General features: G+C 61.5%; 21 protein-coding genes. 2 read left to right on the forward strand and 19 right to left on the reverse strand.

Annotated elements, in window-relative coordinates:
• Positions 1-53: 53 nt before the first annotated feature.
• From ACSSVH_RS00460 to ACSSVH_RS00550, 19 genes are all read right to left on the reverse strand, one after another.
• The gene (locus tag ACSSVH_RS00460; protein WP_170057441.1) at positions 54-671 is read right to left on the reverse strand and encodes an ABC-type transport auxiliary lipoprotein family protein; all 618 of its coding nucleotides are present in this window, start codon (positions 669-671) and stop codon (positions 54-56) included.
• Positions 668-1,606 carry an MlaD family protein gene (locus tag ACSSVH_RS00465; protein ID WP_170041969.1) on the reverse strand — a complete coding sequence of 313 codons (939 nt, stop codon included), beginning with the start codon at positions 1,604-1,606 and terminating at the stop codon, positions 668-670. Before ACSSVH_RS00465 ends, ACSSVH_RS00460 begins: the two co-directional genes overlap by 4 nt.
• A gap of 1 nt (position 1,607) precedes the next feature.
• A complete protein-coding gene (locus ACSSVH_RS00470; protein ID WP_169954133.1) occupies positions 1,608-2,411 on the reverse strand; it encodes an ATP-binding cassette domain-containing protein in 804 nt (267 codons plus the stop codon).
• On the reverse strand, positions 2,408-3,556 hold the full coding sequence (locus tag ACSSVH_RS00475; RefSeq protein ID WP_169954134.1) for an ABC transporter permease: 1,149 nt from the start codon (positions 3,554-3,556) through the stop codon (positions 2,408-2,410). The genes ACSSVH_RS00470 and ACSSVH_RS00475 overlap by 4 nt, the downstream gene beginning before the upstream one ends.
• A gap of 55 nt (positions 3,557-3,611) precedes the next feature.
• Entirely contained in the window at positions 3,612-4,643 is a 1,032-nt protein-coding gene (locus ACSSVH_RS00480) for a DUF5924 family protein (protein WP_169954135.1), read from the reverse strand.
• 72 nt (positions 4,644-4,715) lie between these two features.
• Positions 4,716-6,098 (reverse strand): M16 family metallopeptidase, encoded by a 1,383-nt coding sequence (locus ACSSVH_RS00485; RefSeq protein ID WP_492633932.1) that lies wholly within the window; start codon positions 6,096-6,098, stop codon positions 4,716-4,718.
• A 145-nt stretch (positions 6,099-6,243) separates the two neighbouring features.
• A complete protein-coding gene (locus ACSSVH_RS00490) occupies positions 6,244-7,902 on the reverse strand; it encodes a Na/Pi cotransporter family protein (protein ID WP_492633933.1) in 1,659 nt (552 codons plus the stop codon).
• A gap of 208 nt (positions 7,903-8,110) precedes the next feature.
• Positions 8,111-8,878 (reverse strand): TerC family protein, encoded by a 768-nt coding sequence (locus ACSSVH_RS00495; RefSeq protein WP_492633934.1) that lies wholly within the window; start codon positions 8,876-8,878, stop codon positions 8,111-8,113.
• Between the two features lie 64 nt (positions 8,879-8,942).
• Complete coding sequence (locus tag ACSSVH_RS00500; RefSeq protein WP_492633935.1) at positions 8,943-10,250, reverse strand: CitMHS family transporter; 1,308 nt, start codon at positions 10,248-10,250, stop codon at positions 8,943-8,945.
• A gap of 459 nt (positions 10,251-10,709) precedes the next feature.
• Positions 10,710-12,671: a DUF7844 domain-containing protein gene (locus ACSSVH_RS00505; protein ID WP_169954140.1), complete on the reverse strand. Its 1,962-nt coding sequence runs from the start codon at positions 12,669-12,671 to the stop codon at positions 10,710-10,712.
• On the reverse strand, positions 12,668-12,988 hold the full coding sequence (locus tag ACSSVH_RS00510; RefSeq protein ID WP_029290409.1) for a DUF2388 domain-containing protein: 321 nt from the start codon (positions 12,986-12,988) through the stop codon (positions 12,668-12,670). Before ACSSVH_RS00510 ends, ACSSVH_RS00505 begins: the two co-directional genes overlap by 4 nt.
• A 26-nt stretch (positions 12,989-13,014) precedes the next feature.
• A complete protein-coding gene (locus ACSSVH_RS00515; protein WP_169954141.1) occupies positions 13,015-13,323 on the reverse strand; it encodes a DUF2388 domain-containing protein in 309 nt (102 codons plus the stop codon).
• 113 nt (positions 13,324-13,436) lie between these two features.
• Positions 13,437-13,757 carry a DUF2388 domain-containing protein gene (locus tag ACSSVH_RS00520; RefSeq protein WP_057442142.1) on the reverse strand — a complete coding sequence of 107 codons (321 nt, stop codon included), beginning with the start codon at positions 13,755-13,757 and terminating at the stop codon, positions 13,437-13,439.
• 316 nt (positions 13,758-14,073) lie between these two features.
• Positions 14,074-14,289 carry a DUF1127 domain-containing protein gene (locus ACSSVH_RS00525; protein WP_007911656.1) on the reverse strand — a complete coding sequence of 72 codons (216 nt, stop codon included), beginning with the start codon at positions 14,287-14,289 and terminating at the stop codon, positions 14,074-14,076.
• Positions 14,290-14,606: 317 nt separating this feature from the next.
• Positions 14,607-16,100, reverse strand: coding sequence for a succinyl-CoA:acetate CoA-transferase ScpC (gene scpC, locus ACSSVH_RS00530; RefSeq protein ID WP_170041964.1), 1,494 nt, complete (start codon positions 16,098-16,100; stop codon positions 14,607-14,609).
• 180 nt (positions 16,101-16,280) lie between these two features.
• Positions 16,281-17,717: an NAD(P)(+) transhydrogenase (Re/Si-specific) subunit beta gene (locus tag ACSSVH_RS00535; protein ID WP_038444899.1), complete on the reverse strand. Its 1,437-nt coding sequence runs from the start codon at positions 17,715-17,717 to the stop codon at positions 16,281-16,283.
• A complete protein-coding gene (locus tag ACSSVH_RS00540) occupies positions 17,717-18,037 on the reverse strand; it encodes an NAD(P) transhydrogenase subunit alpha part 2 (RefSeq protein WP_003233786.1) in 321 nt (106 codons plus the stop codon). Before ACSSVH_RS00540 ends, ACSSVH_RS00535 begins: the two co-directional genes overlap by 1 nt.
• Positions 18,038-18,052: 15 nt before the next feature.
• Complete coding sequence (locus ACSSVH_RS00545; RefSeq protein ID WP_065942441.1) at positions 18,053-19,174, reverse strand: Re/Si-specific NAD(P)(+) transhydrogenase subunit alpha; 1,122 nt, start codon at positions 19,172-19,174, stop codon at positions 18,053-18,055.
• Positions 19,175-19,623: 449 nt separating this feature from the next.
• Positions 19,624-20,523, reverse strand: a complete 900-nt coding sequence (locus ACSSVH_RS00550) for a LysR family transcriptional regulator (RefSeq protein ID WP_432754840.1) — start codon at positions 20,521-20,523, stop codon at positions 19,624-19,626.
• Between the two features lie 157 nt (positions 20,524-20,680).
• On the opposite strand from ACSSVH_RS00550, the gene ACSSVH_RS00555 reads away from it, so the two are divergent.
• Positions 20,681-21,862 carry an acyl-CoA dehydrogenase gene (locus tag ACSSVH_RS00555; RefSeq protein ID WP_029290432.1) on the forward strand — a complete coding sequence of 394 codons (1,182 nt, stop codon included), beginning with the start codon at positions 20,681-20,683 and terminating at the stop codon, positions 21,860-21,862.
• Positions 21,863-21,875: 13 nt separating this feature from the next.
• Complete coding sequence (locus tag ACSSVH_RS00560; protein WP_169954147.1) at positions 21,876-23,096, forward strand: CaiB/BaiF CoA transferase family protein; 1,221 nt, start codon at positions 21,876-21,878, stop codon at positions 23,094-23,096.
• Positions 23,097-23,110 lie beyond the last annotated feature (14 nt).

The raw sequence follows: 23,110 nt of genomic DNA on the forward strand, positions 1-23,110 counted from the left end.
TTGATGTGTGAACACCGTCAAATGTGGGAGCTGGCTTGCCTGCGATGAGGCCCTCAGCGTTTAGGTGCTGAGTTGCCCTGCGCCACCACCCAATCCACCACCTGCTTGTTCAACTGATCTCCCGCCAACCCAAACCCGGCCACTACCGCCGGCACCTGGGTATCACTCACCGGCTGGCGCACTTCAAAGCGCTTGGCCGCTACGATCCGCTGGTCACTGCCGCGCACCAATCGCGCATCCAGCCGGATCACCACCTCCACCGCCGCGCCCCGGTACTCGCTCTGGAAGGCCTGCAACTGCCCGCCCAGCTCGAAATCCGCCTGCAGGTTGGTGTCATCGGTGCTCAGGAACGCCACCCGGCCATCACGCTGAAAACCGTCCAGCAGACGGTTGCGCAGCAGCACCGGCGCCGGATCGCTCCAGCGCGACTGGGCGTAGCTGCTGATCAAGTCGCCCTGGGGCACCACGGCAATGCGCGGGCTGTCGAGGAATTCACTGGCCTGCGGCTTGGCCAGGCGCAATGACCAGGTGCCCGCGCTGCCATGGGCAGGTGCTGGCGCCTGGGCCGCCGGCAGCCGGTAGACATTGGACGGATCGGCCTTGGGCAGGATCGAGCAGGCGCTGACCAGGGCCAGGGCTACCGGGAGGATCATTTGGTAAGCACGCTTCATGGCGTGAACTCCTTGTTCTTGTCACTGCCCAGCAGATACCCGCTGGGGTTGGCTTCCAGGCGACGGGTGATGGCGCGCAGGGAGCCGAGGGTATCGCGCAGCTCGCGCACGGCGGGCGCCAGTTCGTTGAGGCCCTGCATGCCGCTGTTCAGGGAGTCCTTGTTGCTGTCCAACAAACTGTTGATGGTGGCGGTGCTTTGCTCCAGGGAGCGCATGGCCCCTTCGGCGCTGCCGAACATCTGTTTGCCCTGGTCGTTGAGCAGCCCGTTGGCGTTGCGCATCAGCGCGGTGGTCTGCTCCAGGGCGCCGCCGGCCTGTTTGCTGACCTGGGCCAATTGCTGCATCACCACCTTGATATCGCCCCGTTGCTCGGCGATGGCCCCGGTGGTCTGCTCCAGGTGCGCCAGGGTGCCGCTCAGGCGGTCGACGTTAGCCGGCGAGAACATGCGGTTGGCGTTATGCAGCAACAGGTTGATGCTGGTCATCAGGTCGTTGCTGTTGTTCAACAGCCGGGCAATGGGCGATGGCGAGGCGATGATCTGCGGCAGCTCGCCGTTCTTGCCCTTGAGCTCGGCGCTTTGTGGGGTGCCGCCGCTGAGCTGGATGATCGAGGTGCCGGTGATGCCGGTCAGCGCCAGCTTGGCCTGGGTGTCTTCCTTGATCGGTGTCTGCCCGGCCAGGCGGATGCGCGCCAGTACGCGGCGCGGGTCCTTGGGATCCAGGCGCAGGCTGGTGACATCACCGACCTTGATCCCGCTGTACTGCACCGCGCTGCCCTGGGACAGGCCGCTGACCGCTTCGTTGAAGATCACTTCGTAATCCTGGAACGCGCTGTCGACGCTGGACTTGGCCAGCCACAGGCCGAAGAGCATAGCGCCGACCACGACTATCACGCTGAACAGACCGATCATCACATGATGGGCTCGGGTTTCCATGTCATACCTCGTTGAGCTGTTGAGCGGCATCCAATGCCGCGCGGCCCCGGGGGCCATGAAAGTATTCGTGAATCCAGGCGTCGTTCGTTTGCGAAACAACATCTATGGCTCCGGCCACCAATACCTTTTTCTGCGCCAGCACCGCCACGCGGTCGGTGATGGTGTAGAGCGTGTCCAGGTCATGGGTGATCAGCAGCACACTCAGGCCCAAGGCATCGCGCAGGGTCAGGATCAGTTGGTCGAATGCCGCTGCACCGATGGGGTCGAGGCCGGCGGTGGGTTCATCGAGAAACAGAATGTCCGGGTCCAGGGCCAGGGCGCGGGCCAGGGCCGCACGCTTGATCATCCCGCCGGAGAGCGACGACGGGTATTTGTCGGCCGCCGACAACGGCAGCCCGGCCAGGGCCAGCTTCACCGCCGCCAGGTGCTCGGCATCGGCGCGGCTGAGGCCGGCGTGTTCGATCAATGGCAGGGCGACGTTCTCCGTGACCGTCAGCGAGGAAAACAGCGCGCCCTTCTGGAACAGCACGCCGAAACGTCGTTCCACCAGGGAGCGCTCCTGCTCCGACAGGCTCGGCAGGTTCTGCCCGAACACCCGCACCTGCCCTTCGCTGGGCTGACGCAGGCCGATGATGCTGCGCAGCAGCACCGACTTGCCGCTGCCCGAGCCGCCGACCACGGCGAGGATCTCGCCTTTGTACAGGTCCAGGTCGAGGTTTTCATGCACGCTCTGCGGGCCAAAGCGGTTGCACAGGCCACGGACTTCGATCACCGCCTCGCTGGGCGCTCGCTGTAAACGGCTCACCAGCCCATCTCCATAAAGAACAGTGCGGCGACTGCGTCGAGCACGATCACCACGAAAATCGACTGCACCACCGCAGAGGTGGTGTGGGCGCCGACCGACTCGGCGCTGCCGCTGACCTTGAAGCCTTCCAGGCAGCCAATGGCGGCGATCAGGAAGGCAAAGAACGGCGCTTTGACCAGGCCCACCAGCAAATGCTGGACGCCAATGTCCGATTGCAGCAGCGAGAGGAACATCGCCGGCGAGATATCCAGGGCCACGGCGCACACTACGCCGCCGCCGATAATCCCCGAAATCATGGCGAGAAAGGTCAGCATCGGCAGCGCTACCAGCAGCGCGAGGACGCGCGGCAGTACCAGCAACTCCATGGGGTCGAGGCCCATGGTGCGGATGGCGTCGATTTCTTCGTTGGCCTTCATCGAGCCGATCTGTGCGGTGAAGGCGCTGGCGGTGCGGCCGGCCATCAGGATCGCGGTGAGTAGGACACCGAACTCCCGCAGGAAGGAAAACGCCACGAGGTCCACGGTAAAAATACTCGCGCCGAAACTTTCCAGCACCGTGGCGCCGAGAAACGCGACCACGGCGCCCACCAAAAAGGTCAGCAAGGCGACGATGGGTGCGGCATCGAGCCCGGTCTGTTCGATATGCGCCACCATCGGCGTCAGGCGCCAGCGCTTGGGCCGGAACACGCCGCGGGCAAAGGTTGCGAGGATCAGGCCGATAAAGCCCAGCAGGGTCATGGCGTCTTGCCAGACCGTATCCACCGCGCGGCCGATGCGGGCCAACAGCTGGATGCCGGCGCTTTCCTGCGGCTCCTTGACCGGCACACAGAAATCATTCAGGGAGCGGTAGACGGTCTTGAGCAGTGCGCGGTCGGCGGCGGGCAGACGGCAGTCGGTTTGTTCGGCGGAGTGTTCGATGCGCTCCGGGCCCAGCAGCTCTACCAGCAGCGAGGCGCCGGCGGTGTCGAGCGCACCCAGGCCGTTGAGGTCGACGCGGGTGCTGGCGTCGTACTGGCCGTCGAGGCTTGTCGACAACTTCTTCAGGGCGCTGTAATGGGCCAGCGTCCAGTCCCCGGTGACCCGCAGTTGGGGCGGCTGGGTGGATGCGTCCAGGTGGGCATTGCCTGCCGTTGTGCTACTGGTCATAAGCTCCGAGCTTGTTTGGCTATTCCACAATTGCTATGTAATAGCACGATCCGTCCTACTTTGGCGTGTCCGTTTGCGCTGTGTCAGTGACTTTAAAGCGCAACACGCCGATCACCTGGCCGTCTTCGGTCAGCACCCGTACTTGCCAGCGGCCCACGGCATTCGCCGGGAAGTTCTGCTTGTGGGTCCAGGCCCGGTAGCCTTCCTTGCGCCCGCCGTGGATATCCAGGGCGATGCGGTCGACTTCTTTGCCGTTGAACTGCCACACATGGTAGATGCGCTCGTCCAGCCCGCGCGGTGCGTTGATCGCGGTGTAGGCGTACAGGCCGCTGCTGCGCAGTTGGCTGGCGCTGACTTCCTTGAGGTCATCGCCGGGGGTGCGGTCCTGCAATTGGGTACTGATCGCCACTTCGGTCATCCACAGCGTGGCCGGCGGTACCCAGCTGCGTAGGAACCAGCCTGCGCAACCAATCGCCGCCGTCACGCCCAGCAGCATCAGCCAACCCTTGACGCTGCGCAGCGGCAGGCTCACGGCCAAGCTGGGGATCGACAGGGCCATCGCCACCCCCAGCGCCAGTTTGTAACTCTCGGCGGTGGTCAGGTGCAGGATGATCGGCAGCGCGGTGAGCAAGGCGGCAAACAGGGTCAGGGTGTGCAGCGCCAGAAACAGCGAGCGCTTGGGCGCCAGCCATTTGTAGTACAGCGGGTCGGTGATCGAGACGAGCGCGGCGGCGCCCAGCAAACCGGTGAAAATCGCCTGGCTGCTGTTCCAGGTGGTGGTGACGAAAAAGAACGGCAGGACAAAGAACAGGCTTTCCTGGTGGATCATCTGTGTGGCGTAGCGCAGCAGCGGTTCGGGGATTTCCCGCTTGAAGACCTTGCTGAACAGCTGGGTGAAGCTGTTTTCGAGCATCAGCCACAGCCAGCTCACCAGCATGATGATTGCGATCCAGCTGGCCATGCCTTGCTGGCGGTCCACCAGGATAAAGCTGCCCACCCCCGAGATAAAACCGCCGAGTGCGATCACCCCTGGGTAGCGCTTCATCAGTTCGAGGATGCGCTGTATGAAATGGGTCAGGTATGGCATTCGGCGGTTCGCAGTCTTTGTAGGAAAAAATCCCAGACAGAATAACGTCTTAGCCCGTTGATAGGCGTGTCATTACACAATTGCTTTGCGATAACGGCGCAGCCCGATCAGCCCAATGGCGATCAGCCCCAGCATGCCTGCGGCGCCCCAGCCCAGGGCGTCGTAACTGAGCAGCGGCTTTTCAATGCGCCAGTAGCCTTGTTGGTTGAACAGCTGGCGCATGGCCTGGTTGGTTTGCGTCAGGCTCACGGCCTTGATGCGCTTGGCCGGGTCGCTGAAGCGCCCGTCGGCGTAGTCGGCCAAGGCGCTCCAATAGTAGTCGGCCAGCGCGCTATTGCCTTGCACGGCCCAGGCCTGGCGGTCGATGGCGGCTTGTTGCAGGCGGCGAAAGGTGGCCGGGTCGAGGCCATCCTCAAGCAGCCTGGCCTTGAGGTTCTCTAGGACGTGTTCGGCCTCGGGCAGGCTCTCGCGGTCGAGGTCGGCATTCAGGCTCATGAAACCCACGCCGCCCAGCACTTCGCGCTCGCTCCAGGGGCCGTAGGACAGGCCATGCTGCAGGCGCAGCTGGCGATACAACGCCCAATCCAGGTAATCCTTGAGCAGGTCGTAGGTGGCATCGTGCTGGTCGTCCAGCATCGGCTCGGGGAACAGCCAGTGCAGCTTGGCGCCATCGCCGACCCAGCCCCGGATCAGGTCACGATGGATCGCTGCGGCGCCAAGGGTTTGCGGCAAGGCCCGGTGTTCGCTGGGGTCCACCGGTTCGAGCTGGCCATAGGTGCGTTCCAGGTAGGCCGGTAGCAGTTTATCGAGGTCGCCGACGATGATCAGGGTCATGTTGTTGGGGGCGTACCAGTCCTGGCGTACCTTTTCCAACTGGGCGCGGGTCAGGTGCTCGACCTCGGCGCGCTCGGCGCATTTGAGGCCCAGCTCCACCGCCAGTTGATTGCTGGCGTTGTGCCCCAAGTCCTGGCGATCCAGCAGGCGTTGCAGGTGCGAATAGTGGCCACCGTCTTCGCGCTCGACCACTTGCTTGGCGGCGTTGATCGCCGCGTCGCTCAGTTCGGTACGGGTCAGGATCGCCTTCAGCAGGTCCAGCACCTTGCGCTGGTTACGTGCCGGGGCCTCGATGACGAAGGTGGTGTCGGCATTGCTGGTGTAGGCGTTCCACTCCCCGCCCAGGGCCTGCATCTGTTCTTCCAGTACACCTTCGCCGCCGCCATTGATGCCGCTGAACAGCAGGTGTTCGAGCAGGTGCGGCAGTTCCTTGTCGGCGCAGCTGAAGTCGTCCAGGCCTACGCCGACCACCAGGCGGATCGCCACGTGCCCGCGCTCGGTGCCCGGCTTGAGCAGCAATTGCAGGCCGTTGGGCAACATATAGCCTTCGACCTGCAAGCGATCAAAGGCAAAGGCGTGGGCCGAGCCTATGAGCAGGCAGGCGAATAACAGGCGACGCATAACGGGGTTCCTGGCGGGTGATGACTGTGGGAGCAGCCAGTGTGTCAGGCACGTATTCGTCTGCTGACACACCGCTATCGCGGGCAAGCCCGCTCCCACATTGGTTGGGCGGTGTTTTTAACTGACTCCCCAGGCGTGTGGTCGTTCAGGGCGAATGGGTGATGTCGGCAATATTGTCCGCGGCCAGCGCGCCGGTCTCGGAGGTTTCCAACACTACATAAGCACTGCTGCAAAACAACGAGTTCAGGCGTTTCATGTCGGCAATCAGCTCCAGGTGCAGGGAACTGGTCTCGATGCTTTGCACGATCTTGCGTTGCAGGCGGCTGACATGGGCGTGGGCCAGGCGCCGTTCCTGGGCGCGGAAGCGGCGCTTCTCGCGCAGCAATTGGCGGGCGCTTTCCGGGTCGGCGCTGAGGAACACCGACAGGCCCAGGCGCAGGTTGGCGATCAACTGGCTGTGCAGACCGGCCAGTTCTTCCAGCCCGACTTCGGAAAACGAGCGGCGCTGGGAGGTTTTCTGCTGCTGGACCTTGCGCAGCATGCGCTCGATCAAGTCGCCGGCCAGCTTCAGGTTGATCGACAGCTCGATGATCTCGGCCCAGCGCCGGCTGTCGTGCTCACTCAGGTCTTCCCGGGGCATTTGCGCCAAGTACAGTTTGATCGCGCTGTAGAGCGCTTCGACATCATCGCTGAGGCTGCGCATTTCCTGGGTGATCGCGGTCTGTTTGCCGCGCAGCACTTCCAGCATGGCGGTCAGCATGTTGTCGATCAGGTCGCCCAGGCGCAGGGTTTCCCGCGCGGCATTGGCCAGGGCCAGGCTTGGGGTGGTCAGCGCCGTGGGGTCAAGATGGCGGGGTTTGGCCAGGCCATTGGCCTCCGGGCGCTCCGGCAGCAGCCAGGCACACAGGCGCGCCATGGGGCCGATGGTGGGCAGCAGGATCAGGCAGCGGGTGACGTTGTAGAGCAGGTGAAAGGTGATGACCATGCCCTGGGCGCTGTAGTCCAGGGTGTCCATCCACAGCACCAGCGTGTCAAGGACGGGGATGATCAGCAGCAGGCCAATCAGCTTGTACAGCAGGCTGCCCAGGGCCACCTGGCGCCCGGCGGCGTTTTGCATGCTGGTGCTGAGGAAGGCCAGTACGCCGCTGCCGATATTGGCGCCGATCACCAGGCCAATGGCCACATGCAGGCCAATCACCCCGGCGCCGGCCAGGGTTGCGGTCAGCAGCACGGCGGCCAGGCTGGAGTAGGAAATCATCGCAAACAACGCGCCCACCAAGGCATCGAGCAGGATGTCGCCGGTCAGCGAGGCGAACAGCACCTTGACGCCCTGGGCATGGGTAATCGGCCCGGCGGCTTCGACGATCAGTTGCAGGGCGAGAATGATCAGGCCCAGGCCGATCCCCACCCGGCCCATCTGCCCGGCGCGCGTCTGTTTGCGCGACAGGAAGAAGATCACCCCGAGAAAGATCAACAGCGGCGACAGCCATGACAGATCCAGGGTCAGCACCCGCGCCATCAGCGCCGTACCGACATCGGCGCCGAGCATGGTCGCCAGGGCGGGCGTTAGGCCCATCAGGCCCTGGCCGACAAACGAGGTCACCAGCATCGCCGTGGCGTTGCTGCTCTGCACCATGGCGGTCACCAGGATCCCGGCAATGAACGCCAGCCAGCGCCTGGCCATGTTCTGCCCGATGACCTGGCGCAGGTTGGAACCGTAGACCCGCAGGATGCCGGTACGGACGATATGCGTGCCCCAGATCAACAGGGTCACCGCAGAAAGAAGATTGAGCAGGGTCAGCATGCTCGGCCCCCTGTATTGAGTCGTGCTCCAATGGAGCAAAAAGTGCCGCGTGCCGTTTTGTATTGTGTACTTAAGCTGTAGTTGGCGAACGGCCTGTGCGCCAGCATCGCATAGCTAAAGTCGGCATTGAAACAAAACTGTCATGAAATCAGCTTTTTGCGGGCGAAAAAAAGGGGCCCGCAAGGGCCCCCATTTTGCTCATCTCGGGTTATTGACCCGGAATGTCCTTGCGCAGTTTCACTGGATCCTGCTGCTTTTTCTTCTTCGCGATGGCGGTACGCATCTTGATGTTGATGGCCTCGACCGCGAGGGAGAACGCCATGGCGAAGTACACGTAGCCTTTTGGCACATGCACATCGAAGGATTCGGCGATCAACACGGTACCCACGATCAACAGGAACGACAGCGCGAGCATTTTCAGCGACGGGTGCTTGTCGATGAACTCGCTGATGGTGCCGGCGGCCAGCATCATCACCAGTACGGCAACGACGATCGCGGCGACCATGACCGGAACGTGGGAAACCATACCCACGGCGGTAATCACCGAGTCCAGGGAGAACACGATATCGATGATCGCGATCTGGATGATGGTGTAGATGAACTTGCCACCCTTGCCTTTCGGCTCTTCGTGGGTTTCGTCTTCACCTTCCAGGGCGTGGTACATCTCCTGGGAGCTTTTCCATAGCAGGAACAGGCCACCGAAGAACAGGATCAGGTCACGACCGGAAATACCCTGGCCGAATACCACGAACAGGTCGGCGGTCAGTTGCATCACCCAGGTGATCGACAGCAGCAGCAGGATCCGCGTGACCATGGCCAGGGCCAGGCCGAAGATCCGGGTGCGCGCCTGCATATGCTTGGGCATGCGGCTGACCAGGATCGAAATCATGATGATGTTATCGATGCCCAGGACGATCTCGAGTGCCGTCAAGGTGAAGAAGGCAATCCAGATCTCCGGATTGGTCAGCCATTCCATATGTGTTCCTTTGTGCGAGTGTTAGACCGCGCCGGGGTAAGGCCGGCGCAGTGGGTTGTTACGATTATAGAGTGCTGAACAGCGGGAATGTGCCCAACAACAATGCGGCGATCATTATGCACAGGCATACCAATACTGCCCACTTCAGGGTGAAGCGCTGGTGGTCGCCAAATTCGATACCGGCCAGGGCTACCAGCAGGTAAGTCGAAGGTACCAGCGGGCTGAGCAAGTGTACCGGTTGGCCAACAATCGAGGCGCGGCCCATTTCTGCGGCGGTGATGCCGTAATGGCTGGCGGCTTCGGCCAATACTGGCAGCACGCCGTAGTAGAACGCATCGTTGGACATGAAGAACGTGAACGGCATGCTCACCAGCGCGGTGATCACCGCCAGGTACGGGCCCAGGGCTTCCGGGATGACCGCCAGCAGGCTCTTGGACATGGCATCGACCATGCCGGTGCCCGATAGGATCCCGGTGAAGATACCGGCGGCGAAAATCAGGCCAACCACTGCCAGCACGCTGCCCGAGTGGGCCGCAACGCGGTCTTTCTGCTGTTGCAGGCACGGGTAGTTGACGATCATCGCGATACTGAAGGCCACCATGAACAGCACCGGCAGCGGGAGCAGGCCTGCAATCAGGGTGCACATCAGGATCAGGGTCAGGGCGCCGTTGAACCAGATCAGTTTCGGGCGACGGGCATCCGGGAACTGCGAGACGCTGATTTCGCTATGGTCGATTTCATCGCCTTGCAGGTGCAACACGCCCAGGCGAGCGCGTTCACGCAGGCCGTACATATAGGCAATCACCAGGATGGCCACTACGCCGGCGGCCATGGCCGGGATCATCGGTACGAAGATGTCCGAGGGATCCACGTGCAGCGCACTGGCGGCGCGGGCGGTCGGGCCGCCCCAGGGCGTCATGTTCATCACGCCGCCGGCGAGGATGATCAGGCCGGCCATGATCCGTGGGCTCATGCCAATGCGATTGTACAAAGGCAGCATGGCGGCCACGCAGATCATATAGGTAGTGGCGCCGTCACCGTCCAGGGACACCACCAGCGCCAGCACGGCCGTACCGACCGAGACTTTCAGCGGGTCGCCCTTGACCAGCTTGAGGATTTTGCGCACGGCCGGGTCGAAAAGGCCGGAGTCGATCATCAAGGCAAAGTAGAGGATGGCAAACATCAGCATCACGCCGGTGGGCGCCAGCTTGGTGATGCCTTCGAGCATCATCGGGCCGATCTTCGGCGCAAAGCCACCGAACAGCGCGAACAGGATCGGCACGATGATCAGGGCGATCAGCGCCGAAAGGCGCTTGGTCATGATCAGGAACATGAACGTGATGACCATGGCAAAGCCAAGGAAAGTCAGCATAGGAATACTCCAGGCGTAGCGCGGCTAGGGAATGGCGAACCGGGTGGGGTCAGCGCAGAACGAAAAGCGCGAGGCGTACGGGGGGAGTGGGGAAAAACAGGCGGGTACGAGCGGACATCAGAATCACCATTGTTGTTGTTAATTGGGCCCCTGGGCATAAAAACGCTCAGGTTGGCCAACCGGTCTATTGCCGGTAGTGAGGGCGATCCTAATCGCGAAAGCTTTCAGCCAGCTTTCGCTGGGTAAACAGGTGATGAACAGATGTTTCGTAGGATTGGTCTGGTTTTGATGTCTGTAAGGGCGCTATCGCGGGCAAGCCCTAATACCCGTCAGTTAAGCGCAGATCCCTGTGGGAGCGGGCTTGCTCGCGAAAGCAGTGGGTCAGTCAACCTCAATGTTTGCTGGGCCGACGTCTTCGCGGCGATGCGGCGATCCGACAAGCCCGCGATGCTTCTGATCTTAAGGCAGTTGCAGGCCGCCGGCCGCCTTGTGCAAGGCCCGCAGATGCTCGCCCACCTGCTTGAGATTGGCCTCGCAGGCGGCAATCTCCGCAGCCCGCGAAGGCTCCAGCAGCGCCCTCACCTCTTTATCCAGGTCGCCGGTCAGCGATTGCAGCTGCTTCTGGCGCGATGCGCTTTCTGATTCCAGGCGCTGCCATTCCTTGGGCTGGGGCAATCCATAACCGCTGCTGCCGAGCAGCTCCGCCGGGCGGCTGAGGAAGCCGCTGTTAGCGAGGATCTGCTGCAACGTCGCATCGGCCTTGGCCATGCCGCCGTTCTTCAGCTCGCGGGCACCGAGGTAGCGTTGCTTGACCTCGTCCTGGGCGAGCATCAGTTGTTTGCGAAAGCTCGCCTGTTCCAGCAGCAGCAAAGCGGCGCTGGTGCGCAGGTCAGCCTGGTCGAACCAGGTCCTGCGTTGCTCGGCGCTCAAGGCCAGCCAGTCTTCGACCTGGGTCTGGGGGATCGGCAGGTGTTTTTTCAGCACCTCGAACATCGCCTGGTAGCGCTCGCGGAAGGAGTCGAAGTGATAACCCAGGCGCAAGGCTTCGCGGCGGTCATCCAGCACACTGGTGTCGGCCAGCCCGCGGGCCTTGAGCACTTCGAGCAAACCGTTGGGGGTGATGTTGTCCAGGGTGGTCAGTTGCGGGTTGGCGCTGCCGCTGCGCAGCAGTTTCAGGCCTTCGACCGCGCAGTTGTTGGAGAGGAAGTAGTAATTGCCGTCGTAGCTCCAGTGCATTTCGGCGGCGTGTTCGACGGTGTCGTTGATCTCTTGGCGCGTGAGGATCAAGGGCACGGACGCCAGGCCACGCAGTTCGGTCTTGGTGTACTCGTCGATGACCTGGGCCAGGGGCAGGACAAACAGGCGTGAAGGGTACTTGCCCACCAGCCCGTCCCAGCTCGATAGCTGCACGTCGCCCACGAATGCGCGGTAGGACAACACCAGGTGCTGGTCCAGGTCCAGGCGGCAATCCGGGCCACGGGGGCGGCCTGGCGCGCAGATCACCAGGCGCAGCATGCTGTGGCCCCAGCGGCTCACCAGGTTCTGGTTGGCTTCGGCCAGCAGATAGTCGATGGCGTACACGCGCTCGGGATCGACCTGGCCCAGGGGCGTCTTGGCAAAGTCGTTGCCGGCGTTGAGGAAGGCGAAGGTGTTGGCGCAAGCGTCCTTGGCGGGCGGGGCCCAGCCGAAGTGTTGCTGGTAGTAACGGTACAGCGCGGGCCGGCGGCAGGCGTAGCTCGGGTCGAGGAGGAAGTACTCCATGTTGACCGCGACGAACTCCTTGGGGTTGGTGATTTCGTACAGGTCCGGACTGCGCGCCACTTGCCGGTTGTGTTGCTCGCGCTCGCCACGGCGGCCGACGTATTGCGGCCAGCCGGCCAGGTCGAGCAAGCGCGGGTCGTCGCTGAGGGTGAAGCGCCGGTCATTCTGGCCACGGCATTGATCGGGCAGGCCGATCAGGCCGGTGATGTTGTTCTGGCGGCTGCAGCGTTGGATCAACGAGCGCTGGTCCTTGGGCCACAGGCGCGCGCGGTCGTAGATGTGGGTCAGTTCATGCAAGACGGTGGCGAGCAGCTCCCGGCGCACGGTGCCGTGGGGTCGCTGGGTCTGCTGGGTGGCGGCGGTACCGTCGGTGAGGCTGGCCAGTAGCCTGCGGTTGAGGTCCAGTTCGGACACCAGCGACGCCTGGCCATAAGCGTTGGCGGGCATGTCGTCGGTCCAGCCAACGTCGATGCGCCGGTCCAGTTGCTCGATGAAGCGCGGCGGCAGCGCCTGCATCGCTTCATCAAGCAATGCCTGGCTGGCCTGCTGCTGGGCTGGGCTCAAGCCGTCGGTCTTGAGCCGTAGTTGCAGGCTGGCCTGGGCGGCGTTGCCGGCCAGCAGCACCGTCGCAGCCAATAGCCAGGCGGTGAGACGCCTCACAATGCGAGGATGGCTTCGGCGAGGACCTGGTCGCTGGCGTCGCGGGCTTCGGGCACGCGAGTTCGCAGGGTGTCGAAGGCGGCTTCCAGTTGCGCGCCACGGATATCGCCATTGCTGGCGACAAAGCTGGCGGCGTCATCGTGGGCTGCACGCACGACTTTGGAGTCACGGATAGAGGTGGTGGTGTCCGAGGTGAAATCAATGGTGCGGCCAAAGGCACGAACAATGATGTTACTGGTGGCCACGAGAGTTTGTGCCTGGGCGATATCTGCCAGCAAGAACAGGCCGAGAGCAGCTGCGATCAACGGGCGACGCATGGAATGACTCCAAAGGGTAAAGATGATTATTGGACGAGAATTGCCTGGGCCAGTTCAAGGTCACTGGACTTAAGTTTTGGCTGGGTGCGACGCAGGTAATCCAGTGCACTTTCCAGCCGGGCGCCCCGCCATTGGCCGTCAGTGGCAATAAACGCAGCAGCGTCATCCTGGGCTGCCAGTATCAATTTACGATCGAACGGCGCCGAGGTCACTTTGCTGGTGGCATAGGCGCTGGCGACGAGGCCTTGTGTGGACAGATCAAAGGCCTGGACCGGCCCGGCCCCGCACACTGCAAGCACTGTGGGAACAATCAACAAACGGTATGAAAAAGCCATGGGACTCGACAACTGAAAACGAGCGCCAAGGCTAGCGTAATGCCCGGGCGAGAGCCAGCGCGGGTACTTCTATGCAGGAGCCGGCAAGTCGGCTCCTGCAAAACAGGCCTGGCTCAGATGGCCAGGATTGCCTGGGCCAGTTGCACATCGGTAGCGGCATTGAGTTGTGGCGCCTGTTGGCGGATCTGCGCCAGGGCGCTTTCCAGCTTCACGCCACGGATCGCGCCTTCGCTGGCGACGAAGCTGGCAGCATCGTCACGGGCTGCGCGCACGACTTTGTTGTCGCGCAGCGAAGATGTGGCATCGGAGCTGGCGTCGGAAGTGGCTTTGAGAGCGCCCACAATCGAGTCGGTGGTCACGATCAGGCTGGTGGCGCTGGCATTGGCGGCGACGGCAAGCAGGGCTGCAGCGCTCAGCAAACGAAGACGGGACATGGGGGTGACTCCTGTGTATGAGACGAACTAATGACGCGATAGTAGCTGGCGCCTATCTGTTCGGGTAGTGCGCAGTTGGAAGTGGTGGCTCACGGAGGTTATTTGACCGGTACAAATCAGCCAATGCGTAATTGTACTGGTTAATTGTTATGTTTTTTAAACTGTACCTGTCCAGGCATCGAGGATGGCTTCTACGCTATTTTTTCGTACTCCCAGAAACAACAAAACCCGCCGCCGGTTACCCGGGGCGGGCTTTGCTACAACAATTTGGGGTGCTGGCGGTGGACCCGGTAGGTCAGGGCCAGCGGGCGCTAAATCAGCGCCAGAACGGCTTGCTCAGCTCTTCGTAGCGTTGAGCTTCGCTGATCCCGGCATCGGCCAGCAGACGCGAATCCAAACGAGCCAGTTGATGGCGGCTGGAGATGCGGCGCTGCCACAACATTAGGTTGGCGATAACGCGCAGAGGCAGGGAAGCCTGGGTGTTGACAGCTTTATCTTCGAAGAACAGTTCGGAACTGAGTGTACGTTCCATGATGACATCCTTCCGCTTGTGGCGGGATTAGGTAGTGGTTTAACTGATGCCAATGATCCTCCTCCGGCGCAAGACTCTCTAGATACAGTTCACCTGTATTGTGAGGGGCCAGTTAACTGTTTATAGCGGCTGTACTGTACGGAAATGGGGCAACTGTACCTGTCAGCACTTATTTGGTGCGTTTTAGGCGTTTTGGAAGGGATTTGTAGGTTTTTGCGGTAGGAAATGACCGGTACAGCAGTACAGTTTTTTCAAAAGTACCGCGCTCAGTTCCGGGTGAATGCAACTGTGCTTGCACCCACCCGGGTCTGTATTGATCAGCCTTTGAGCATGTGCCCGGTTTCTTCCAGGTTGATGTGCCAGCTCAAGGCTTCGCGCAGGATGTGCGGGGTGTGCCCGCCGATGGCGCAGGCGGCGGTGTAGTAGTTGTTGAGGGCGTCACGGTAGTCCGGGTGCACGCAGTTATCGATGATCACCCGTGCCCGCTCCCGTGGCGCCAGGCCGCGCAGGTCAGCCAGGCCGATCTCGGTCACGAGGATGTCGACGTCATGCTCGGTATGGTCGACATGGCTCACCATCGGCACCACGCTGGAAATCGCCCCGCCCTTGGCAATGGACTTGGTGACAAAGATCGCCAGGTGCGCGTTGCGGGCGAAATCGCCCGAGCCGCCAATGCCGTTCATCATCCGCGTACCACACACGTGGGTGGAGTTGACGTTGCCGTAGATATCGAACTCCAGCGCGGTATTGATGCCGATGATGCCCAGGCGGCGCACCACTTCCGGGTGGTTGGAGATTTCCTGCGGGCGCAGCACCAGCTTGTCTTTGTAGCGCTCCAGGTTGCCGAACACGTCGGCATTGCGCCGCTCTGACAAGGTAATCGAACTGCCGGAGGCAAAGCTCAGCTTGCCGGCGTCGATCAGGTCGAAGGTCGAGTCCTGGAGGACTTCGGAGTACATGGTCAGGTCTTCGAACGGCGACTCGATCAACCCGCACATCACCGCGTTGGCGATATTGCCGATGCCGGCCTGCAACGGGCCGAGCTTGTTGGTCATGCGCCCGGCGTCCACTTCCTGTTTGAGGAAGTTGATCAGGTGATTGGCGATTCCCTGGGTGTCGCTGTCGGGCGGGGTCACGGTGGAGGCGGAGTCGGCCTGGTTGGTGATGACGATGGCGACGATCTTCTCGGGCGGGATCGGGATCGCGGTGCTGCCGATGCGGTCATCCACCTTGACCAGTGGGATCGGGGTGCGGGTCGGGCGGTAGGTCGGGATATAGATGTCGTGCAGGCCTTCCAGATTCGGATTGTGCGCCAGGTTGATCTCGATGATCACCTGCTTGGCAAAAATCGCGAAGCTGGCCGAGTTGCCCACGGAGGTGGTGGGCACGATGTGGCCTTGCTCGGTGATGGCCACAGCTTCAATCACCGCGATGTCCGGCAGCTTGAGCTGGTTGTTGCGCAGCTGTTCGACGGTTTCCGATAGATGCTGGTCGATAAACATCACTTCGCCGGCATTGATCGCCTTGCGCAGGGTGCTATCGACCTGAAATGGCATGCGGCGCGACAGCACGCCGGCTTCGGTCAGTTGCTTGTCCAAGTCGTTGCCCAGGCTGGCGCCGGTCATCAGGGTGATTTTCAGGGGCGAGGTCTTGGCACGTTCGGCCAGGGCGTGGGGCACGGCCTTGGCTTCACCGGCGCGGGTAAAGCCGCTCATGCCGACGGTCATGCCGTCCTCGATCAGGGCGGCAGCATCGGCGGCGCTCATGACCTTGTTCAACAGCGAAGGCAAGCGGATACGATCACGGTACATGGATTGTTATCTCGGGCAACGGAGGCAAGGTGGGCAGTCTAGTGATTTCAAAGGCGTTCGTCCCGCTACCATGGTCGAATGCCAGGTGGCGATTTAGAGCCTTTGGTCGGGTTTTTCCCGTTAATAAAAAACCCCAGCCTACGGGAGGCCGGGGTTTGGGGTATTGCGCTGGAGCAGTGTTTATTCGACGGCCTTGACCATGTCTTCGATGACCTTCTTCGCGTCGCCGAAGACCATCATGGTCTTGTCCAGGTAGAACAATTCGTTATCCAGGCCGGCGTAACCGCTGGCCATCGAGCGCTTGTTGACGATGATCGTCTTGGCCTTGAAGGCTTCGAGAATCGGCATGCCGGCGATCGGCGATTTCGGATCGTTCTTGGCGGCCGGGTTGACCACGTCGTTGGCGCCCAGCACCAGCACCACGTCGGCCTGGCCGAACTCGGAGTTGATGTCTTCCATCTCGAACACCTGGTCGTAAGGCACCTCGGCCTCGGCCAGCAGCACGTTCATGTGGCCAGGCATGCGGCCGGCGACCGGGTGGATCGCGTATTTCACGGTGACGCCGCGATGGGTCAGCTTCTCGGTCAGCTCTTTAAGGGCGTGTTGCGCCCGCGCGACCGCCAGGCCATAGCCTGGGACGATGATCACGGTGTCGGCGTTGGTCAGCAGGAAAGTGGCGTCGTCGGCCGAACCGGACTTCACCGGGCGCGCTTCTTTCGAACCGGCCGGCCCTGCCGCATCCGGCGTATTGCCGAAACCGCCGAGCAGCACGTTGAAGAAGGAGCGGTTCATCGCCTTGCACATGATGTACGAGAGGATCGCACCGCTCGACCCCACCAGGGAGCCGGCAATGATCAGCATCGAGTTGTTCAGCGAGAAGCCGATGCCCGCCGCTGCCCAGCCGGAGTAGCTGTTGAGCATCGAGACAACCACCGGCATGTCGGCGCCGCCAATCGGGATGATGATCAGCACGCCCAGCACGAAGGCCAGGGCTAGCATCAGGGCGAAGGCACTGAGGTTGCCGGTGAACATAAACACCAGGCCCAGGCCCAGGGTGGCCAGGCCCAGCACCAGGTTCAACTTGTGCTGGCCGCCAAACTGTACCGGTGCGCCCTGGAACAGGCGGAACTTGTACTTGCCCGACAGCTTGCCGAAGGCAATGACCGAACCGGAGAAGGTAATGGCACCAATGGCTGCGCCGAGGAACAGCTCCAGGCGGTTGCCCGCAGGAATCGCGTCACCCAATTGCTTGACGATCCCCAGGGATTGCGGCTCGACCACCGCCGCGATGGCGATAAACACCGCCGCCAGGCCGATCATGCTGTGCATGAAGGCTACCAGTTCGGGCATCTTGGTCATTTCTACGCGCTTGGCCATGATCGAACCGGCGGTGCCGCCGATCAGCAGGCCGACAATCACGTAGCCGATACCGGCAGTGGCCAGCTCCGCACCGAGCTTATAGATGAGGCCCACGGTGGTGAGTACCGCCAGCGCCATGCCGAGCATGCCGAACAGGTTGCCGCGTCGGGACGTGGTGGGGTGCGACAGGCCCTTGAGGGCCTGGATGAAGCAGATCGACGCGATCAGGTAGAGCGTCGTCACGAGGTTCATGCTCATTACTTCTGCACCTCTTCTTTAGCCTTGGGCGCTTTCTTCTTGAACATCTCAAGCATCCTACGGGTAACCAGGAAACCGCCGAACACGTTGACGGCAGCCAGGGCCACGGCCAGGGTGCCCATGGTCTTGCCCAGCGGGGTAACGGTGAGTGCGGCGGCGAGCATGGCGCCAACGATCACAATCGCCGAGATTGCGTTGGTCACGGCCATCAGCGGCGTGTGCAGCGCGGGGGTGACGTTCCAGACCACGTGGTAACCGACATAAATCGCCAGCACGAAGATGATCAGGTTGTAGATACCGGGGGAGATAAGCTCTTCCATCGTCTGAATCCCTGCTTAGGCGTTTTTGCGGATGACTTGGCCGTCGCGGCACATCAGGCACGCGGCGACGATGTCGTCTTCGAGGTTGATTTCAAACTGCCCTTCCTTGGTGAAGACCAGCTTCAGGAAGTCCAGCAGGTTGCGCGCATACAGGGCCGAAGCATCGGCAGCGACCGCGCCGGCAAGGTTGGTCGGGCCACAGATGGTCACGCCGTTTTCCACCACCACCTGGTCGGCGACGGTCAGTGGGCAGTTGCCACCCTGGGCGGCGGCCAGGTCGATCACCACGGAGCCTGGCTTCATCTGGGCGACGGTTTCGGCGCTCAGCAGCGTCGGGGCCTTGCGACCCGGAATCAGGGCGGTGGTGATGACGATATCGGCTTGCTTGGCGCGCTCATGCACGGCCAGGGCCTGGCGCTGCATCCAGCTGGTGGGCATTGGGCGGGCGTAGCCGCCGACACCGACGGCGCATTCGCGCTCTTCATCGGTCTCGTAGGGCACGTCGACGAACTTGGCACCGAGGGACTCGATCTGCTCCTTCACGGCCGGGCGTACGTCGGACGCTTCGATGACGGCACCCAGGCGTTTCGCCGTAGCGATGGCTTGCAGGCCGGCAACACCGGCGCCGAGGATCAGCACGCGAGCGGCTTTCACCGTACCGGCGGCGGTCATCAGCATTGGCATGAAGCGCGGGTAGTGATGGGCCGCCAGCAACACTGCCTTGTAGCCGGCAATGTTGGCCTGGGACGACAGCACATCCAGGCTCTGCGCACGGGAGGTACGCGGCGCGGCCTCCAGGGCGAAGGCAGTGATGCCATGTTCGGCCAGTTGGGTGATGGTTTCGTTGCTGAACGGATTGAGCATGCCCACCAACACGGTGCCGCTTTTAATCAGCGTCAGTTCGCTGTCGCTGGGGGCGACCACCTTGAGAATCAGCTCGGCGCCAAACGCATCGCTGGCACTGCCAATGGTTGCGCCTGCCGTTTCATAGGCACTGTCGACGACGCTGGCTTTGATACCTGCACCGCTTTGTACAGTGACCTTATGGCCCTGGCCGATCAGCTTCTTGATGGTTTCCGGGGTTGCAGCAACCCGCGTTTCACCGGTCTGGGTTTCGAGAGGAACACCAATGTGCACGTCAAATCTCCTGCATGATCTTTTTGCTTTTGATTTTTGTAAAAAGGCCAGTGCACCGCGAGTGGCGCAACTGGGGCGGCCGATCAGCACGACCCCGCTGAAATGACAGCAGGGCGCGGCATTTTGCAGGCGAACTTTACGGCCTTCAAGGGATTATGACGGGTGACGAAAAATTAACTACAAGTCACCCTGTGACTGATTGTCGCAATGTGCCGGAATAACCTCTTGGAATACAGGTGTTTAAAGGGTTATCGCGGGAAAAGTCGATTTACCCAATTGTCGACATGAATAACCGATCATTGCCCCCGAATACCCGCTGTAGGGCTTGCAGCTATTGGCTTGCAGAGGGTTTTACGGTCGAACGGTACAGTCTGTCAAAAGGCGACATATACGTATATCTGTAGGTCTCAAAATTACCTGACTACAAGGTCAACAACTTGCCTGGGCCTCTAGAATTGATGGCTGTAGCGCTGTGCCTGATCAATCAGCCAGTCTCGAAAGGCGTGCAGTGATGCAGATTCGACCTTTCTTTCGGGAATCATCAGGTAATAGGCTTTGCTGCTGGTCAGCGCCTGCGGGTTGGCAATCACCAGTTGTTTCTCGCTCAGTTCCCGCTGAATAAGGAACGGTGGGATCAAGGCAATCCCCATGTCATGCATGGCCGCCTGGGACAGCATGGAGAATAGCTCGTAGCGCGGGCCTGTCATGTCCCGGGGGATATTCAGTTGTTGGGCGTTGAACCACTGGCGCCAGGCGTAGGGTCGCGTGGTTTGCTGCAGCAGTGGCAGTTCGGCGATTTCCTCTGCGCGAAAGTGCGTGCGGTTTTGCAGCAAGCGCGGGCTGCAGACGGGGACTGGATTTTCGCCCATCAGCCGATGAGATTCGGTGCCCGACCAGTCGGCATCGCCGAAATACACAGCGGCATCGAACTCGGTATCGGCAAACAGGAACGGGCGGGTGCGGTTGGTCAGGTTCACTGTGACTTCGGGGTGTTGCTGCTGGAAATCCTTCAGGCGCGGGATCAGCCACTGCGTGCCGAACGTGGGCACTACCGCCAGCTCAATCACATTGGTGCCCTGCTGGCCCATCACTGACAGGGTGTCACGCTCCACGGCATCCAATTGCGTCGCCACTCGCCGGCTATAGGAAAGCCCGGCTTCGGTGAGCTTTACCCCGCGTCGCGAGCGCCGAAACAGCTCGACACTCAAAAACTCCTCAAGGCTGGCGATCTGTCGGCAGATCGCGCCCTGGGTGATGGAAAGTTCTTGCGCGGCCTTGGTGAAGCTTTCGTGGCGGGCTGCTGCTTCAAAGCTGACCAGGGCCGTGGTGCTGGGGATCTTTCTGCGCATGTACCGTACTCTCACTAATAAAAGGCTGTTGCGCCTTTCTCAATCGTTACGGAGTGAGAAATTAGCACAAGGCTATGCAAAAACCTCGTTTGCCCTCCTCGCCTACCCGGCCTAGGCTGCATGCACGACTTTTGATTTACTTCGCGAGGACTCACTCATGGGCGGTAAGGCAAGCTTCAACTGGATCGATCCACTGCTGCTGGATCAACAGCTCACTGAAGAAGAGCGCATGGTGCGCGACAGCGCCGAGCAATTTGCCCAGGACAAGCTGGCGCCGCGTGTGCTTGAAGCCTTCCGTCATGAAAAGACCGACCCTGCGATTTTCCGTGAAATGGGCGAGACCGGCCTGCTCGGCGCCATGATTCCTGAGCAGTACGGTGGCAGTGGCTTGAACTATGTCAGCTACGGCTTGATTGCCCGGGAAGTGGAGCGTGTCGATTCCGGCTATCGCTCGATGATGAGCGTGCAGTCTTCACTGGTGATGGTGCCGATCAATGAGTTCGGCACTGAAGCGCAAAAGCAGAAGTACCTGCCCAAGCTGGCCTCGGGTGAGTGGATTGGTTGCTTTGGCCTGACCGAGCCCAACCATGGTTCGGACCCGGGCGCGATGATTACCCGCGCACGCAAGGTGGATGGCGGCTACAGCCTTACCGGCAGCAAGATGTGGATCACCAACAGCCCGATTGCCGATGTGTTTGTGGTCTGGGGCAAGGACGACGCCGGCGACATCCGTGGTTTTGTCCTGGAGAAGGGCTGGAAAGGCCTGAGTGCGCCGGCGATTCACGGCAAGGTCGGCCTGCGTGCGTCTATCACCGGTGAAATCGTCATGGACAACGTCTTCGTTCCTGAAGAAAACATCTTTCCCGATGTGCGTGGCTTGAAAGGCCCTTTCACCTGCTTGAACTCGGCCCGCTACGGCATTTCATGGGGGGCCTTGGGGGCTGCGGAGTTCTGCTGGCACACGGCGCGCCAGTACACCCTGGATCGCCAACAGTTCGGGCGCCCACTGGCTGCCACGCAGTTGATCCAGAAAAAACTCGCTGATATGCAGACCGAGATCACCCTCGCCTTGCAAGGCTGTCTGCGCCTGGGGCGGATGAAGGATGAGGGAACGGCCGCGGTGGAGATCACTTCGATCATGAAGCGCAACTCCTGCGGCAAGTCCCTGGATATCGCCCGCATGGCTCGCGACATGCTCGGTGGCAATGGCATCTCCGATGAGTTCGGGATTGCCCGGCACCTGGTCAACCTGGAAGTGGTGAATACCTACGAAGGCACGCATGACGTCCATGCGCTCATCCTCGGGCGCGCCCAGACCGGTATCCAGGCGTTCTATTAATAGGAGTGTGACCATGGGCGCGCTATCGCATCTGCGGGTGCTGGATTTGTCACGGGTGCTGGCGGGGCCTTGGGCCGGGCAGATTCTTGCTGATCTCGGCGCTGAGGTGATCAAGGTCGAACGACCTGGCAGTGGTGACGATACCCGCGCCTGGGGCCCGCCCTTCCTCAAGGATGCCTATGGTGAAAACACCAGTGAGGCGTCCTACTACTTATCGGCCAATCGTAATAAGGAGTCGGTGACTATCGACTTCACGCGGCCGGAGGGGCAGAAGCTGGTCCGGGACCTGGCGGCGAAGTCGGATATCTTGATCGAGAACTTCAAGGTGGGCGGCTTGGCGGCGTATGGCCTGGACTATGAGTCGCTCAAGGAACTCAATCCGCAGCTGATCTATTGCTCTATCACGGGGTTTGGCCAGACTGGGCCGTATGCGGCGCGCGCTGGCTATGACTTCATGATTCAGGGCCTGGGCGGTCTGATGAGCCTGACGGGGCGTCCCGAGGGTGATGAGGGCGAAGGCCCGGTCAAGGTAGGTGTGGCCCTGACCGATATTTTGACCGGACTTTACTCAGCCGTGGCGATTCTGGCGGCCATGGCGCACCGCGACCATGATGGCGGCGGCCAGCATATTGATATGGCGTTGCTGGATGTCCAGGTTGCCTGCCTGGCCAACCAGGCGATGAATTACCTGACGACGGGGGTAGCGCCCAAGCGGCTGGGTAATGCGCATCCGAATATCGTGCCGTATCAGGACTTTCCCACGGCAGATGGCGATTTCATCCTGACCGTGGGTAATGACGGCCAGTTCCGCAAGTTTGCCCAGGTCGCCGGGCAGCCGCAGTGGGCTGATGATCCACGGTTTGCTACTAATAAGCTGCGGGTGGCCAATCGGGCGGTGCTCATTCCATTGATTCGCCAGGCAACGGTGTTCAAGACCACGGCCGAGTGGGTGGCCCAGCTGGAGCAGGTGGGTGTGCCGTGTGGGCCGATCAATGACCTGGCGCAGGTGTTTGCCGATCCGCAGGTGCAGGCGCGTGGGTTGGCTATAGAGTTGCCGCACCCGTTGGCGGGCAAGGTGCCGCAGGTGGGGAGCCCTATTAGGCTGTCCAAGACGCCCGTGGAGTATCGCAGTGCGCCACCGCTCCTGGGCGAGCATACGGCTCAAGTACTCAGCCAGGTGCTGGGGTTGGGAGCGGCTCATGTGGCGGCTTTAAAGGCGGCGGGAGTTATATGAGGTGTGTCTTCTAT

This window comes from Pseudomonas sp. HC1(2025) (assembly GCF_058742075.1).